We start from the raw sequence: 16579 nt of genomic DNA, 5'->3' as shown, positions 1-16579 counted from the left end.
CTTTTTTGATATAAAGCCTAATTTGCAAATAAATACTTATATAAACTTTTTTACAAAAAAGACGAAATTTGATGTAACGCTTTGGTGATCATAAGAACTAAGGATAGTAAAATGCAAATTTCTAATAATCTTTCAACCCCTAACTATCTCTCAAGAGAAAATATAGCAAGAGAGATGGGCTTTAAATTTAACGATATAAACGAGATACTTAGTAACGATATGGGTCATGGCATGACATTTCCTAAGTATGCAAGGCTAGATGATAAAGAAAGAGCAAGAGAATACGACAGATATGATCACTCACTCACTGGCTTTGTAAAAGGCGAAGGAGAGGCAAGAGTAAGCATACTTGGCAAGCTAATGGGCTATGACGACTCTTTTTCAAAAGATGAGATAGATGAGCTAAAGAAATTTATAGATGATAGCGGTGCTTTAGGGCTTGAGAGAAATCCAGCGTTTGAGCCAAAGGGCATTTTTAAAGATCCATTAAATAGTAAAAAGCTTAGTGTTGATGATTTTATAGACCAGTTTGCAAATAAAAAAATCCTCTCTTTTATAGCTTTTGGTGGTAGCAAAACAGCTGAACTGCTTGATAGCGATATGAGTGTTGATGAGTTCAAGGGCAAATGGGCTAAATTTGCACTAAAGGAGCGCTTTGGTTTAGAGCTTGATGATGAGCTAGCAAAAGAGACTATAAATTCTATCAACGATCTTGAAACACAAAACAAAGAAGAGAAGAAAGAGAAGAAATTTACACCTATACAAGTTACTAAAAAGTCTCAAACCTATAAGCTTGAAGCCGATGAGAGATTTAAGGAGCTTTATAAATTTATAAAGAGTGAATTTGATAGTGGCAAGAGTATGTTTGAGATTTTAGAAAAAGTGGCAAAGCTTAAAGTGGATAAGACAGCATAGGGGGACTGAAATGATAACTAGCATAAACGGACTTAGCAACACACCGATACAAGAAACCACTATCCAAAAAGAAAATACAACAGAAAATATAAACAAAGAAGGTAAGAAAGACAAAAGCGTCAGCGAAGAGAAATTTGATTACTCAAAGTATATGTTTAGACCCTGGACTGATAATGTAAAAGAATTTATTGATATAGACCAAAGTAAAGAGGGCTGGATAACAGATACTATAAATCGAATAGATAATATGCTATCTGATTACCCCATGAAAGAAAGAAGAGCTTTAGCATCAAAATATCCTCCAGAAACTATGGAAGAATTTAGAGTTGGAGAGTTACAAAGCTATATGGATTGGCTACTTACAAACTCTGTTGATGGCAAGCCAACAATAAATGGCTTTATGATTGGTCTTGGCACAAAAGAAGAAGAAACGGAACTAGAGAATTTTATGCGATCGCTGCCTGATGATGCGATGTCAAGTAAAAAAGGCTCTGCTCTACTTAGCCGAGCTGATCTAAACATAGAAGAGTTTAAAAAGCTTTATAAAGAAGACGTAGAAAAAACTACAAAAGAGCATAAAGAATTTCTAGCTAAACTACACAAAGAAGAACAAGAATACAATGCAAATTTTGCCAAAGAGCAAAGCGAGAAGAAATTTAAACCTATGCAGATTAAGAAGAAGTATGAGACCTATGATATAAACAAGGATCAAAAATTTCTCTATACAAGAGAACTTTTAAAATTTAAAGAAAAAAGAGGCATAGATGTCTTGGAGCTTATGCAAAAGATAGATAAGAAGCAAATTTTAAATAAGATGGCTTAACTGGTTAAAGATAGCCACCTTTTAAATTTATCTATTTAAACTTTTGTCTCATTTTGAAGCTTTGTGGCATGAGCTAGCACACTATCTACTATCTCACCAGCACTTTTGCCATCTTTTGAAGTGAGTAAATTTCTCTTTAGTAGCTCTTCTAAAATAAATTTGATCATCTTCTCATTTTTTAAAAGCCTTGAGAGAGGCACTATATTATCAGCCAAGCTTTGCTCACTCATTAGCTTTGAGTAAGAGCTTGCCTCTACGCTAAGCTTTGTCTCGCCACTATCACTAGCGATAGGACTAAAGCTCTTTAAAAATCCCACAAACACACCAGCACTGCTGTAAGTATCATCTGATTGATATACTGACATGTCAGGATTAAATGTATATTCATCACTAGCTTTTGCATCAAGATGCTCTTTGCTAAAATTTAGCTCATAGACCTCGTGGCTTACTCCAAAGCCTCTAAGTTCATCTCTAACGCTCTTTGCTTCACTAACTTGATCAAATGTTTTATATACATTTGTAACGGATATTAGGCTGACATCTTTTAAGAAATTTGCATTTTTACCAAAGGTTTTTTGATTGGTATCTAGGCTAAAGCCTTTTGGTAAATTTGCTAGATCAGCTTTACTATATCTATCTTTTTCATCGCCTACAATGCTTTTAAAAAGTTTATAGTAGTGCTTTGTAGTATCAGCTACGTCTATCTTTTCAAAGGCAGCCTTGCTTCTATCTTGCGTGAAGAGATATGTTTTGTTGTTGTATCTAACTATCTCATCAAGTGTGCTTTTGTGGATTTTAAAGTCTTGCGGCAAACCTGCAGCTTTGTTAAAGTCAGCTCCCATAAAGCCTGCCTTATCTACTGTGTAGCCATAAGCTTGAAGATCACTGAAATTTAAAGAGATGAGGCTATTTTGTGAAGAAGAGATATAGTTAAATTTAGCTGGCTCTTGGTTTGGCTTGTTACTCTCTTCTTTAACACTTTGCTTTATAAGATCACTAAAATTTGTAGATCTATCTTGTTTGTGTTGTTGCTTGGTGTATGAATTTACATTTGTGCTTAAGATGCTAATATCATTCATGGCTTGCTCCTTGATATTATCTGTCAAAAAGCAAGCATGATTTGTTCCAGAGTAAATCTACATCCACTCAAGCACTTGGGTGATGTCTTTGGCGTAAAAGCACTTTAGGCCTTGCGTGTCAAGCGGTTTGTTTGGGATGATGGCGTTTTTAAATTTCTGCGTTTTTGCCTCTTTTAGTCGCTGATCGAGGTTGAAAATTTCTCTTATCTCGCCGTTTAGACTTAGCTCGCCGATGAAGACGCTGTCCTTGCTGATAGGGCGGTTTTTGAAGCTGCTTATTATCGCTGCGATGACGGCTAGATCGGCTGCAGTCTCGCTTATCTTAACGCCGCCTGAAACATTTATAAAGACGTCGTAGTGCCCAAGTGGAATTTCAAGTTTTCGCTCAAGTAGGGCTAGCAGCATATCTAGGCGGTTTCTCTCAAAGCCAGTCGAGCTTCGCTTTGGATAGGCGCTCTCGCAAACAAGCGCCTGAATTTCGATGCTAAGCGCCCTTGAGCCTTCCATTATGATAGTGATCGCACTGCCACTCATCGCCCCGCCACGTGTGAAAAATTTACTCGAAATCTCATTTGCGCTCACGAGCCCTTGCTGACTCATCTCAAATATACCAACCTCGCTCGTCGAGCCAAAGCGGTTTTTAAACCCACGCAAAATCCTCAGCTCTCTACTCGCGTCGCCCTCGAAATAAAGCACCACATCGACCATGTGCTCAAGCACTCTAGGACCTGCGATCGAGCCCTCTTTGGTTATGTGACCGATGATAAAAACGCAGATATTTTGGCTCTTTGCAAGTCTCATTAGCTCAAACGTGATCTCACGAACTTGCGTGATCGAGCCTGGCGCGGAGGTTATGTTTTGGCTATAAAGCGTTTGTATGGAGTCTATCACAAGCACCTTGTAGTCGCTCTTTTGCACTTCTAGCAGGATATCTTCTAGGCAAATTTCAGTTAGCAGGTATAAATTTTTATCCACCGCATTTAGCCTGTCAGCTCTCATTTTTATCTGGCTTTGGCTCTCTTCGCCGCTTACATAGAGCGTTTTTTTGCCATCTTTTGCTAAATTTGAGCCGATTTTTAGAAGCAGGGTTGATTTGCCGATGCCTGGGCTGCCGCCTATAAGCACAAGCGAACCCTCGACTACGCCGCCACCAAGAACAATGTCTAGCTCGCTATCTTTGGTGCTAAATCTCGTAAAATTTTGAATTTCAACTTCGTCTATGCTTATGGCTTTGCTAGGTGTGCTGCTGCTTTTTGCTATCTCTTTACTTATCTTTATCTCTTGCTGGCTAAGCTCGACAAAGCTATCCCAAGCCCCACATTGTGGGCATTTGCCCAGCCACTTTGCCTGTTGATTACCGCAGGCTTGACACTCAAAAACTGGCTTTGCTTTTGCCATAATATATCCTTTTTAAAATTTCAATTATCATCACTCCAAAGGCCGCTCCGATCATGTCTGCTACGATGTCAAGCAGGCTAAAGCTCCTGTTTGGTAAAAGTGCCTGAACGAGCTCTATTTGCACTCCAAAGGCTAAAAGTAGGGCTAAATTTTTTAAAATTTTAAACTCATAGCCAAGGTAGAGCAGTATATAAAGGACGAAAAAGGCTAAAAAATGGTTTGCTTTGTCCCACGAATTTTCGATGATTGCAGGACTTTTTGGAGTAAATGCAAGAAAATCAATCGCCAAAAGAGCAGCGAAAAAGCAAATTTTACTAAGAAATTTTACCCTACTCAAAAATGGCGTCCATCAGCTCGTCTAAAAACTCGTCTGGGTTAAATTTGATGATATCGTCCATGCTCTCGCCAACGCCTATATAAAATATAGGTAGCTCAAGCTCCCTTGCCACGCCAAATAGCGCTCCGCCCTTTGCGGTGCCATCAAGCTTTGTGATGATGACGCCATCAAGCGCGACGATATCGTTAAATGCCTTTGCTTGCGCGACGCCAGCGTTGCCCTGCGTGCCATCAAGGATGAGTATCTTGCGGTGAGGCGCCTTTTCGTAGGCTTTTTTGCTGATACGAACGATCTTATCAAGCTCGTTTGCTAAATTTGTCTGGTTTTGAAGCCTGCCAGCCGTGTCTAAGATGACGCAGTCGATGCCTTTTGCAAGGGCCGAGCTGATCGTATCGTAGGCAACAGCTGAAGGATCATGTCCTTGCTGGGTGGCGACTATTGGCACATTTAGTCTGATCGACCATTGGCGCAGCTGTTCGATCGCCCCAGCTCTAAATGTATCGCAAGCGCCCAAAATGACGCTTTTGCCATTATTTTTATATAAATTTGCTAGCTTTGCGATGGTTGTCGTCTTGCCAGCGCCATTTACGCCAAGGATGAGATCGACAAATGGCTTGTCAGGCTCTATCACGCGCTCATTTTCGTAGATAAAATAGCTACTCATAACGCGTCTAAGATCAGCTCTGCTCACTTCATCTTGCGGCGGCAAGTAGTATAAAATCTCCTCCACGATCTCGTAAGCCACGTCAGCCTCTAGTAAAATTTCTTCTAAGCTCTCTTTGTCGATCTTTTTTGACTTTTTAGCCGAGCTTATCGCTCCAAAGGTCTTTTCAAAGCCTCTTTTTAAAAACTCAAGCATTATTTTATGGCCCTATTTATGTCAGTTTCAAGCATCTCTTCAGGCACAAGACCGATGTAGCCTTGAGCGTAGTCGCCATTTGCTTTAAAGAGTGCAGATGCAGGGAGTCCTTTGATGCCGCCCATCGCCTTTTCAAATAAGAAATTTCCCTCGCCAACTGCGATGTCGTATTTGATCTTATATTTTTGAGCAAATTCTTTAACTTCGTCCTCGCTCTTGTCTTCAAGCAAGACAGCAACGATGTTTAGCTCGTTTTTAAATTTCTCACTTAGGTTGTTTAAAGATGGTATCTCAGCCTTGCAAGGTGGGCACCAAGTAGCGAAAAATACATAAAGTGTCGCTTTTTTGCCATCTTTTACGTCAAAGCCGTTGCTTCTTTTTGTGATCTGCATAGTTGTGCCGTTAAGCAGTTTTAGGCTTATCTCTTTTATTTCGTCGCTTTGTGTACTCTCATTCATTTTTGGAGTGAGCGTATCTTTGCTTAAATTTTCATCTTTGCTGGCATTTTCTTCTAAATTTTTACTTTGCACAGCTGGTTCGCTAGTGTTTTGCTCGCTCTTTTTGTTAGAGTCGTCACCGCATCCGAAAAATGCAAAAAGACAAAGTGATGTTATAATTGCGCGTTTTAGTGTCATAAATTTCCTTTTGAAAAATGTTTCAGGATTATACAAGAAAGAGCATAAAATGAGCGTTAATTTAGAAAAAAACGAATTTAGAAAAAAAGCAAGAGCAAATTTGATAAAGCTTACTAAATTTAGAGCAAAATGCACACATCATAAGGCAGCAAAAACGCTTTTAAATTTGATAAATTACACAAATTCTAAAAAGGTGCTCTTTTACCTGCCGCTTAACTACGAAGTCGATGTGCTTAAAATAAGACGAAATTTATCACATAAATGTGAAATTTTTGCCCCTTTTATGGTAGGTCTTAGCTTAGAGATGGTAAGATTGCGACTGCCATTTATAACTTATAAATTTAATGTCAGGCAGCCATCTGGCAAAAAAATGAATAATGTTAAACTCGATATGGCGGTAGTTCCAGCGATTGGGGTTGATGGAGCTATGGCAAGGATAGGGCACGGAAAAGGATTTTACGATAGATTTTTTGACACTTTGCCCATTAAGCCAAAACTGATAGTTTTCTTAGAGGTAAAAGACTTCTACACCAAAGATGTGCTCTCGCAGGCGCACGATGCAGTGGGAGACTTTTATATAACCCCAAGTAAAAATTATATAAAAAGAGGAATAAATGATAGAGGTTTTAATAGGCTTAGGAGCCGGTGTGGTGGGCGTTGGAGCAGGGTATCTTTATGCAAAAAAGATAAATGATGCAAACTACAACATATTTTTAGAGCAAGCAAAAGCAAAGGCAAAAGCCATCGAGTATGAAGCTGAGCTAACGCTTAAAAACTCTAAAATTTCAGTGCAAGAGGCTGAATTTGAGGCTAAAAAAAGATATGACGACAAGACGACAAAGCTTCAAAAAGAGTATGCAAGTAAATTTGATGAGCTAACCAAAAAAGAGAAAATTTTGCTAAATGAGCAAGAGCTTTTAAATGAGAGCAAAGAGCTTTTTGAAAAAGAGAAGCAAGATGCGAAGGTCACTTACGAAGAGGGTTTAAATTTAAAAGCGACTTATCAAAACAAAGTAGAAGAGGCGATAAGGGTGCTTGAGCACGCTGCTGGCTTAACGGAGGAAGAGGCAAAAGAGGTTGTGCTTAAAAAGGTCGAGGAGAAGTCACGCGCAGACATCGCTCACATCGTTAGAAAGTACGAAGAAGAGGCAAAAAGAGAGGCTAAAAAGAGGGTTAATTACATCTTGGCGCAGGCTACGTCAAGATTTGCCGGAGAATTTGCGGCTGAACGTCTGATAAATGTCGTAAATATCAAAAGCGATGAGCTAAAAGGCAGGATCATCGGCAAAGAAGGACGTAATATCAAGACCCTTGAAATGGTCCTTGGCGTTGATATCATCATCGACGATACCCCACACGCGATCATACTAAGTAGCTTTAACCTTTACAGACGTGCGATCGCAACAAGAGTTATCGAGCTTTTGGTGGAGGATGGTAGAATTCAGCCTGCGAGGATAGAAGATCTGCACAAAAAAGTGACTGAAGAATTTGAGCAAAGCATACAAGAAGAGGGCGAGAACATCGTCATGGACCTTGGTCTAAATAAAATTCATCCAGAGATAGTAAAACTAATAGGCAAGCTTAAATTTAGAGCAAGCTACGGTCAAAACGCCCTTGCTCACAGCCTTGAAGTAGCTCATCTTGCTGGCATCATCGCAGCAGAGTGCGGCGGAGATGAAAAGCTAGCAAAAAGGGCTGGCATACTTCACGACATCGGCAAGGCGCTAACTCACGAGTACGAGGGCAGCCACGTTGATCTTGGAGCTGAAATTTGCAAACGCTACAAGGAGCATCCAGTTGTCATCAATGCGATCTATGCTCACCACGGTCACGAAGAGGCGACAAGTATAGAAAGTGCTGCTGTTTGCGCGGCTGATGCACTAAGTGCAGCTCGTCCAGGAGCAAGACGTGAGGTGCTTGAGAGCTTCTTAAAACGTGTCGAAGAGATCGAAAACATCGCAAAAAGCAAAGAGGGTATCAAACAAGCTTATGCGATCAACGCTGGCCGTGAGATCCGCGTCATCGCAAATGCTAAACTTATAAACGACGATGAGGCAGTGCTTGTAGCAAAAGAGATCGCTCAAGAGATCGAGAGTAAGGTGCAGTATCCTGGTGAGATAAAAGTAAGCGTCATCAGAGAGATTCGCGCTGTTGATTTTGCGAAATAACGGCAAGATATGAAATTTCTTTTATCATTAATAATGTTTTTCTCATTTGTCTTTGCTAGCGAGGAGCTTGTGCTAGACTCGGCAAATTCGTTTATAACGACGATGAGAGGCGCTAGAAACGCTCCTATAAAAGAGCTTATCGAGCAGTCAAAAGCGACGATCATCTTTCCAAGTGTTAAAAAGGTTGGTTTTGTAGTTGGTGGCATGGGCGGAGATGGCATCATGGTCGTTGGCAACATCAACTCTCCAAGTGAAATTTTGCCAGTTAGTATAAGTGGCGGCAGCATCGGCATACAGCTTGGTTATGAAGATAGCTCGCTTGTGCTTTTTATATTTAAAGATAGCATCATCTACGACATAAAAGACGCTAAGATCACGCTTGATACGAAGCTTTCAGTGGCATTTGGCGATATCGGGCGCAATTATAATAAAGTAAGCGATTTTAAATTTTCAAGCGACATCTATGCGTATGCCGCAAATGATGGATTTTTCGCTGGAGCTAGCTTTGGCGGAGCAGTCATTAGCGCAAAGGATGAAATTTTAAAACAAAGTGGCTACGCATACGAGCAACTAATATCTTCAGCTTCTAAACTTTTGGGGCAATGATGCAAGATATTATAAACTCAATCTCAACTTATGGCTACGTTGTGCTGTTTTTTTACAGCCTTGGTGGTGGCATGGTTGCGCTTATCGCTGCTGGAATATTAAGCTTTGCAGGCAAAATGGACATCACTCTTAGCATAATCGTCGCTGCCGTGGCAAACACGATCGGCGATACTTTGATCTTTTACGTCGCAAGGTTTAACAAAAGCTCACTTATGCCTTATGTGAAAAATCACAAAAGAAAGCTTGTCTATGCTGGAATTTTGGCAAAAAAGCACGGCGATAAGATAATATTTATCAAGAAATTTATCTATGGCGTCAAAACTTTGGTGCCTATCGCGCTTGGACTTACAAAATACTCTTTTTATAAATTTAGTGTTATAAATTTGATCTCCTCGGTGCTTTGGGCGGTGATCGTTGGTCTTGCAAGTTATAAAGCAGGGGATTATTTTATGAGTGTGAGCAATTATCTTGGCGAGCATGGCTATATCATGCCACTTGCCATGGTTGGCTTGTTATTAGGTATCTGGTTGTTTTTACAACACATTACAAAAAGGAGAAAAGCATGAAAAAGGTGATATCTGCTCTAATCGTAGTTATCGTGATCGTCACAGGCGCTGTTTATTTTGCCTCAAACAAGGTTGAGGAGAACTATCAAAGGATAGTTGATAGACTAAATGATGTAAATGGCTTTAAAGTTTCAGAAAATAGCTATCAAAAAGGCTTTTTTGGCTCAAAAGGATCGTTTGATCTTATCGTTTCAAAAGATTTTTTGAAAAATTTGGCTGGCAAAGATGTAGATGAGGATCTAAATTTCAAGGTAGAAAATGAGATTTCTCACTCAGTGCTTGCATTTGTAAATGGCTTTGATATCGACTCAAAAATTTCTATACAAAATGAAGCGATAAAAAATATCGTAGCTTCATTTCTTGGGTCAAACGTCGTCGCAACGGCTAAAACAAAGGCTAGCGTAAGTGGCGATAAAGATGTAAAAGTTAAATTTAGTGACATTGACTTTAGTGACAAGCAAACTATGAACGTTCATACAAAGGATGTGAAATTTGGCTTGAAACTGGATGCAAAAGATAATGTAAATAGCGCAAACTTGGGTCTTGAGAAAGTTTCATTAAAAGACCTTAACGAAGAAAATAAAGCAGAAGTTAATCTTGAAGGCGTCGATATAGATACAAGCTACACTGTGCCAGTTGAAATTTCAAAGATATTTGAGAGCAAACTAGCCCCTTACATAGCAAAAGCTAAGATCAAAAAACTAGCATTATTAGATGAAAAGGATGGCAATGTCGCTTTAGATGATCTTGAGTATAGCTCGAAATTTGAAGTCTCAAATGATCTTGGTAGCTCAAATGACGTGGTGAAGATAGGCGCGGTTGCTGTTAATAAAGTGAAATTTACAGACTTTATCCTAGATAGCAAAATAGCAAATATCAACGTGCCAACTATAAATAATATACTTGATAGACTAAGTAATGTAAATGTTGATACAAATGAGAGTATCTTTGCTGGGTTAAATTTGGACGAAGTAATGGGTCAAATTTTAGAGAAAAACCCAAGTGTGAAAGTGGATAGATTAAGCTTTAAAAATGGCAATAATGCGATAAATTTAAAACTAGATGCTGCTATCAATGGCTTTAAAAGCGGAGAAAGTCAGCTTGCGATCTTTGATAAGCTATCACTTAATGGTGAGCTAAGCGTGGATGAGAGTTTGGCTAAATTTTTTGATACACTCTTTCCTGAGATGACTCTTATCGAGCCAACGCTTATATCTGCTGGATACTTGAAAGAAGATGGTAAAAAAGTAGTAAGTAAATTTAAGTACGATCCAAATAAAAAAGATATCATTTTTAATGAAAAGGTTGGACTTCAAAATTTATTTATGGGCTTTTAAAAAAATAGCCTGATTTTTATCTGCTTTTAAGCATCACTTCTATATACTTTACTTTCTGTTTTGCAGAACGCAGAGCAGAAAGTTCTTTTAACTTACAATTGTTAAACTATTAGTCAATCTTTGAAATCTAAACAAGTGATCGATTGAGCCAGTCTATTATGCTTAAATAATAGATTAGACAAACTAATATAAAAACTAAAAGTTTTTTTGATTAAAAACTTCATAATAAATACTAAAAGCAATTTTAGTAAAAACATTAATTACTAGATTACATTAGCAATCTTAGTCTTTAGTGTTGCTTCTTAGTAAAGCTTTGCTTTACGCTAAAGAAGGTTAATATGGAGAGTTTGATCCTGGCTCAGAGTGAACGCTGGCGGCGTGCCTAATACATGCAAGTCGAACGGACAAGTAAGAGCTTGCTCTTATGAGTTAGTGGCGCACGGGTGAGTAATGTATAGCTAATCTGCCCTACACTAGAGGACAACAGTTGGAAACGACTGCTAATACTCTATACACCTCTCTAGCATAAGTTAGATAGGGAAAGTTTTTCGGTGTAGGATGAGGCTATATTGTATCAGCTAGTTGGTGAGGTAATGGCTCACCAAGGCTATGACGCATAACTGGTCTGAGAGGATGATCAGTCACACTGGAACTGAGACACGGTCCAGACTCCTACGGGAGGCAGCAGTAGGGAATATTGCTCAATGGGGGAAACCCTGAAGCAGCAACGCCGCGTGGAGGATGACACTTTTCGGAGCGTAAACTCCTTTTGTTAGGGAAGAACAATGACGGTACCTAACGAATAAGCACCGGCTAACTCCGTGCCAGCAGCCGCGGTAATACGGAGGGTGCAAGCGTTACTCGGAATCACTGGGCGTAAAGGACGCGTAGGCGGATTATCAAGTCTCTTGTGAAATCCTATGGCTTAACCATAGAACTGCTTGGGAAACTGATAATCTAGAGTGAGGGAGAGGCAGATGGAATTGGTGGTGTAGGGGTAAAATCCGTAGAGATCACCAGGAATACCCATTGCGAAGGCGATCTGCTGGAACTCAACTGACGCTAATGCGTGAAAGCGTGGGGAGCAAACAGGATTAGATACCCTGGTAGTCCACGCCCTAAACGATGTATACTAGTTGTTGCTAAGCTAGTCTTGGCAGTAATGCACCTAACGGATTAAGTATACCGCCTGGGGAGTACGGTCGCAAGATTAAAACTCAAAGGAATAGACGGGGACCCGCACAAGCGGTGGAGCATGTGGTTTAATTCGAAGATACGCGAAGAACCTTACCCGGACTTGATATCTAACAAATCATCTAGAGATAGAAGAGTGTCTGCTTGCAGAAATGTTAAGACAGGTGCTGCACGGCTGTCGTCAGCTCGTGTCGTGAGATGTTGGGTTAAGTCCCGCAACGAGCGCAACCCACGTCATTAGTTGCTAACAGTTCGGCTGAGCACTCTAATGAGACTGCCTTCGTAAGGAGGAGGAAGGTGTGGACGACGTCAAGTCATCATGGCCCTTATGTCCGGGGCGACACACGTGCTACAATGGCATATACAATGAGAAGCAATATCGCGAGATGGAGCAAATCTATAAAATATGTCCCAGTTCGGATTGGAGTCTGCAACTCGACTCCATGAAGCCGGAATCGCTAGTAATCGTAGATCAGCCATGCTACGGTGAATACGTTCCCGGGTCTTGTACTCACCGCCCGTCACACCATGGGAGTTGATTTCACTCGAAGCCGGAATACTAAATTAGTTACCGTCCACAGTGGAATCAGCGACTGGGGTGAAGTCGTAACAAGGTAACCGTAGGAGAACCTGCGGTTGGATCACCTCCTTTCTAGAGTACATATAGATATTCTCTCACAAGATATCTATAAGAAAGATATTCTCAATCATCCTTGTTTAGTTTTGAAAGATTGATAGACCTATAGGGGCCTATAGCTCAGCTGGTTAGAGTGCACCCCTGATAAGGGTGAGGTCACAAGTTCAAGTCTTGTTAGGCCCACCAGAGAATTTAATTGGGGAATTAGCTCAGCTGGGAGAGCGCCTGCTTTGCACGCAGGAGGTCAGCGGTTCGATCCCGCTATTCTCCACCATAAAATAGTTTAACTACATTAAGTCTAATTAGAAAGTTTAAATTTAAACTTTCTAATTAGACTTTTGTCTAAATGTTCTTTTAATTAATATTGTTAATAGTCACAAGCAAGTTTTAAAAACAATTTTACAGGACTTGTTAAAGATTTAAATTTCTATTTTCTTTGCATTTATTGCAAAAGTTTGACATCACAATCTATTTAGGATTTAAAACTTATCTAAATAGTAGTCAATGCTTTCCGTCTTGAGAGCTAGAATTTAAATGTAGTAACATAAAGTTATCTTTAACAAGGAAGTGATGCGAATTAGAATAATCTAATATAGAAAAGGTAAGCTACAAAGAGCAAGTGGTGGATGCCTTGGCTAGTAGAGGCGATGAAAGACGTGCCAGGCTGCGATAAGTCTCGGGGAGCCGTCAAGGGGCTTTGATCCGGGAATTTCTGAATGGGGCAACCCAACTAATAGAGATATTAGTTACCGTATAACGGAGCAAACGAGGGGAATTGAAACATCTTAGTACCCTCAGGAAAAGAAATCAAAAGAGATTACGCTAGTAGCGGCGAGCGAACGCGTAAGAGGGCAAACCACTAGTTTACTAGTGGGGTTGTAGGACTGCAATATAGACTAAACTTAGCTAATAGAACGACCTGGAAAGGTTAGGCACAGAGGGTGATACCCCCGTATATGAAAGCTTTGTTTTACTTAGCAGTATCCTGAGTAGGGCGGAACACGTGATATTCTGTCTGAAGCTGGGTAGACCACTATCCAACCCTAAATACTACTACTAGACCGATAGTGCACAAGTACCGTGAGGGAAAGGTGAAAAGAACTGAGGTGATCAGAGTGAAATAGAACCTGAAACCATTTGCTTACAATCATTCAGAGCCCTATGATTTATCAGGGTGATGGACTGCCTTTTGCATAATGAGCCTGCGAGTTGTGATGTCTGGCAAGGTTAAGGAAACCCGGAGCCGTAGCGAAAGCGAGTCTTAATAGGGCATTTAGTCAGACGTTGCAGACCCGAAACGATGTGATCTATCCATGAGCAGGTTGAAACCGGTGTAAGAGCCGGTGGAGGACCGAACCCGCTAGCGTTGAAAAGCTATGGGATGACTTGTGGATAGGGGTGAAAGGCCAATCAAACATCGTGATAGCTGGTTCTCTCCGAAATATATTTAGGTATAGCGTCATGTAGTAACACTAGGGGGTAGAGCACTGAATGGGCTAGGGCATACACCAATGTACCAAACCCTATCAAACTCCGAATACCTAGTGTGTAATCATGGCAGTCAGGCGGCGAGTGATAAAATCCGTCGTCGAGAGGGGAACAACCCAGACTAACAGCTAAGGTCCCTAAATCTCATTTAAGTGGAAAACGATGTGGAGTTACTTAAACAACCAGGAGGTTGGCTTAGAAGCAGCCATCCTTTAAAGAAAGCGTAATAGCTCACTGGTCTAGTGATTCTGCGCGGAAAATATAACGGGGCTAAAATGAGTACCGAAGCTTTAGACTTAGTTTTACTAAGTGGTAGGAGAGCGTTGTATTTGCGTTGAAGGTATACCGGTAAGGAGTGCTGGAGCGAATACAAGTGAGCATGCAGGCATGAGTAGCGATAATTGGGGTGAGAATCCCCAACGCCGTAAACCCAAGGTTTCCTACGCGATGCTCGTCATCGTAGGGTTAGCCGGGTCCTAAGCAAAGTCCGAAAGGGGTATGCGATGGAAAATTGGTTAATATTCCAATGCCAACTATAATGTGCGATGGAAGGACGCTTAGAGTTAGAGGAGCCAGCTGATGGAATAGCTGGTCCATGTGTGTAGGTTGGAATTCAGGCAAATCCGAATTCCTTTAAGCTGAGGCAAGTGGGTGCGTGAAATTCTTCGGAATAGATCGTATATTCTTGATACTGTCGAGCCAAGAAAAGTTTCTAAGTTTAGTTATAGTTGCCCGTACCGTAAACCGACACAGGTGGGTGGGATGAGTATTCTAAGGCGCGTGGAAGAACTCTCTTCAAGGAACTCTGCAAAATAGCACCGTATCTTCGGTATAAGGTGTGCCTAACTTTGTGAAGGATTTACTCCGTAAGCATTGAAGGTTACAACAAAGAGTCCCTCCCGACTGTTTACCAAAAACACAGCACTCTGCTAACTCGTAAGAGGATGTATAGGGTGTGACGCCTGCCCGGTGCTCGAAGGTTAATTGATGACGTTAGCTCTGCGAAGCGTTTGATCGAAGCCCGAGTAAACGGCGGCCGTAACTATAACGGTCCTAAGGTAGCGAAATTCCTTGTCGATTAAATATCGACCTGCATGAATGGCGTAACGAGATGGGAGCTGTCTCGAAGAGGGATCCAGTGAAATTGTAGTGGAGGTGAAAATTCCTCCTACCCGCGGCAAGACGGAAAGACCCCGTGGACCTTTACTACAGCTTGACACTGCTATTGGGATAAAAATGTGCAGGATAGGCGGGAGGCTTTGATCCATAGACGCCAGTTTATGGTGAGCCATTGTTGAGATACCGCTCTTTTTTATTCTGATAGCTAACTAGCTTGAGTTATCCTCAAGTAGGACAATGTCTGGTGGGTAGTTTGACTGGGGCGGTCGCCTCCCAAAATGTAACGGAGGCTTACAAAGGTTGGCTCAGAACGGTTGGAAATCGTTCGTAGAGTATAAAGGTATAAGCCAGCTTAACTGCGAGACATACACGTCAAGCAGAGACGAAAGTCGGTCTTAGTGATCCGGTGGTTCTGTGTGGAAGGGCCATCGCTCAAAGGATAAAAGGTACCCCGGGGATAACAGGCTGATCTCCCCCAAGAGCTCACATCGACGGGGAGGTTTGGCACCTCGATGTCGGCTCATCGCATCCTGGGGCTGGAGCAGGTCCCAAGGGTATGGCTGTTCGCCATTTAAAGCGGTACGCGAGCTGGGTTCAGAACGTCGTGAGACAGTTCGGTCCCTATCTGCCGTGGGCGCAAGAAGATTGAGGAGAGTTGACCCTAGTACGAGAGGACCGGGTCGAACCAACCACTGGTGTACGAGTTGTCCTGCCAAGGGCACCGCTCGGTAGCTATGTTGGGATGTGATAACTGCTGAAAGCATCTAAGCAGGAAGCCAACTCCAAGATGAATCTTCTTTTAAGAGCTCATATAGACTATGTGTTTGATAGGCTGGGTGTGTAATGGATGAAAGTCCTTTAGCTGACCAGTACTAATAGCTCGTCTGCTTATCTTTTAATAAGCATCACTTCCTTGTTAAGGGTAAAAACTTAATAAGATATGTTTTTATAAAACTTTGTTTATGACTTTTAACTTTATCTAGTAGTGTTAAATAAGAGATTTGCTAATATATCTTTTATTTAACACTGCCCGTGACTATACAGACGAGGAAACGCCTTGCTCCATCTCGAACCAAGAAGCTAAGCTCGTCCTGGCTGATGATACTCTCCCTTACTGGGATGTTGGAAAAGTAGGTCGTTGCGGGCTTTGTTGTTTATCTGCTTGGTTCTTATATTTTTAATCCTAGTTTTTATTATTGTTACTTTCTGTTGAGTGCAAAATAAGTGTTATGAATGATTAATTTTTTTATATTAAAGCCCCAATGTATATGTCTTGATAAAATTTGATATAAATTTTTTTGGAATTTTAACAATGTTTTTATTCTTTATTAAATGAGTTATGAAGTTTGAAAACCCAAAGCTTAAACTACTTAGTACTATAAGGTCGAATGCGATATAAAGTGGCTTGTTTAGTTAAG

12 protein-coding genes, 2 tRNA genes and 3 rRNA genes are annotated in these 16579 nt (G+C 40.9%); 12 read left to right on the top strand and 5 right to left on the bottom strand.

The features are described 5' to 3' along the window. Positions 1-111 precede the first annotated feature (111 nt). Positions 112-915, top strand: coding sequence for a Cj0814-related protein (locus F3G88_RS10475; RefSeq protein ID WP_149715683.1), 804 nt, complete (start codon positions 112-114; stop codon positions 913-915). Positions 916-925: 10 nt separating this feature from the next. Continuing rightward, the gene (locus tag F3G88_RS06505) at positions 926-1738 is read left to right on the top strand and encodes a cell surface protein (RefSeq protein WP_149715682.1); all 813 of its coding nucleotides are present in this window, start codon (positions 926-928) and stop codon (positions 1736-1738) included. 35 nt (positions 1739-1773) lie between these two features. Here the strand turns inward: F3G88_RS06505 and F3G88_RS06500 are convergent, their stop codons facing one another. Genes F3G88_RS06500 through F3G88_RS06480 form a run of 5 tightly spaced genes read right to left on the bottom strand, consistent with a single transcriptional unit; the run spans position 1774 to position 6046 of the window. Beyond that, on the bottom strand, positions 1774-2817 hold the full coding sequence (locus tag F3G88_RS06500) for a Cj0814 family flagellar-dependent secreted protein (protein WP_149715681.1): 1044 nt from the start codon (positions 2815-2817) through the stop codon (positions 1774-1776). 57 nt (positions 2818-2874) lie between these two features. After that, positions 2875-4215, bottom strand: coding sequence for a DNA repair protein RadA (gene radA, locus F3G88_RS06495; protein ID WP_107929359.1), 1341 nt, complete (start codon positions 4213-4215; stop codon positions 2875-2877). After that, positions 4190-4552 (bottom strand): VanZ family protein, encoded by a 363-nt coding sequence (locus F3G88_RS06490; RefSeq protein WP_107929358.1) that lies wholly within the window; start codon positions 4550-4552, stop codon positions 4190-4192. Before F3G88_RS06490 ends, radA begins: the two co-directional genes overlap by 26 nt. Beyond that, a complete protein-coding gene (gene ftsY / locus F3G88_RS06485; RefSeq protein WP_149705532.1) occupies positions 4545-5411 on the bottom strand; it encodes a signal recognition particle-docking protein FtsY in 867 nt (288 codons plus the stop codon). The genes F3G88_RS06490 and ftsY overlap by 8 nt, the downstream gene beginning before the upstream one ends. Beyond that, positions 5411-6046 (bottom strand): TlpA family protein disulfide reductase, encoded by a 636-nt coding sequence (locus F3G88_RS06480; RefSeq protein ID WP_149715680.1) that lies wholly within the window; start codon positions 6044-6046, stop codon positions 5411-5413. Before F3G88_RS06480 ends, ftsY begins: the two co-directional genes overlap by 1 nt. A 49-nt stretch (positions 6047-6095) precedes the next feature. Here F3G88_RS06480 and F3G88_RS06475 point away from each other — a divergent pair, with 49 nt between their 5' ends. From F3G88_RS06475 to rrf, 10 genes are all read left to right on the top strand, one after another. Then, positions 6096-6740 (top strand): 5-formyltetrahydrofolate cyclo-ligase, encoded by a 645-nt coding sequence (locus F3G88_RS06475; protein WP_149715679.1) that lies wholly within the window; start codon positions 6096-6098, stop codon positions 6738-6740. Further along, complete coding sequence (rny, locus tag F3G88_RS06470; protein WP_149715678.1) at positions 6661-8214, top strand: ribonuclease Y; 1554 nt, start codon at positions 6661-6663, stop codon at positions 8212-8214. The genes F3G88_RS06475 and rny overlap by 80 nt, the downstream gene beginning before the upstream one ends. A 9-nt stretch (positions 8215-8223) precedes the next feature. Continuing rightward, on the top strand, positions 8224-8820 hold the full coding sequence (locus F3G88_RS06465) for a lipid-binding SYLF domain-containing protein (RefSeq protein ID WP_149715677.1): 597 nt from the start codon (positions 8224-8226) through the stop codon (positions 8818-8820). Next, complete coding sequence (locus tag F3G88_RS06460) at positions 8820-9386, top strand: DedA family protein (RefSeq protein ID WP_180999972.1); 567 nt, start codon at positions 8820-8822, stop codon at positions 9384-9386. The genes F3G88_RS06465 and F3G88_RS06460 overlap by 1 nt, the downstream gene beginning before the upstream one ends. Next, entirely contained in the window at positions 9383-10723 is a 1341-nt protein-coding gene (locus tag F3G88_RS06455; protein ID WP_103574312.1) for a DUF945 family protein, read from the top strand. Before F3G88_RS06460 ends, F3G88_RS06455 begins: the two co-directional genes overlap by 4 nt. A gap of 335 nt (positions 10724-11058) precedes the next feature. Then, a 16S ribosomal RNA gene (locus F3G88_RS06450) occupies positions 11059-12569 on the top strand. A 94-nt stretch (positions 12570-12663) separates the two neighbouring features. Next, positions 12664-12740: transfer RNA gene (locus tag F3G88_RS06445), tRNA-Ile, on the top strand. A 12-nt stretch (positions 12741-12752) separates the two neighbouring features. Then, positions 12753-12828 (top strand) — tRNA-Ala (locus F3G88_RS06440). A gap of 325 nt (positions 12829-13153) precedes the next feature. Further along, positions 13154-16057 (top strand): 23S ribosomal RNA (locus tag F3G88_RS06435). Positions 16058-16189: 132 nt separating this feature from the next. Next, positions 16190-16308, top strand: a 5S ribosomal RNA gene (gene rrf, locus F3G88_RS06430). The 16S, 23S and 5S rRNA genes sit together here with 2 tRNA genes alongside, the layout of an rRNA operon. Positions 16309-16579: the final 271 nt, after the last annotated feature.

Origin of the sequence: Campylobacter concisus, from assembly GCF_902460675.1 — a bacterium.
Lineage (GTDB): Bacteria > Campylobacterota > Campylobacteria > Campylobacterales > Campylobacteraceae > Campylobacter_A > Campylobacter_A concisus_AJ.
This window is presented reverse-complemented; position numbering and strand designations above follow the sequence as displayed.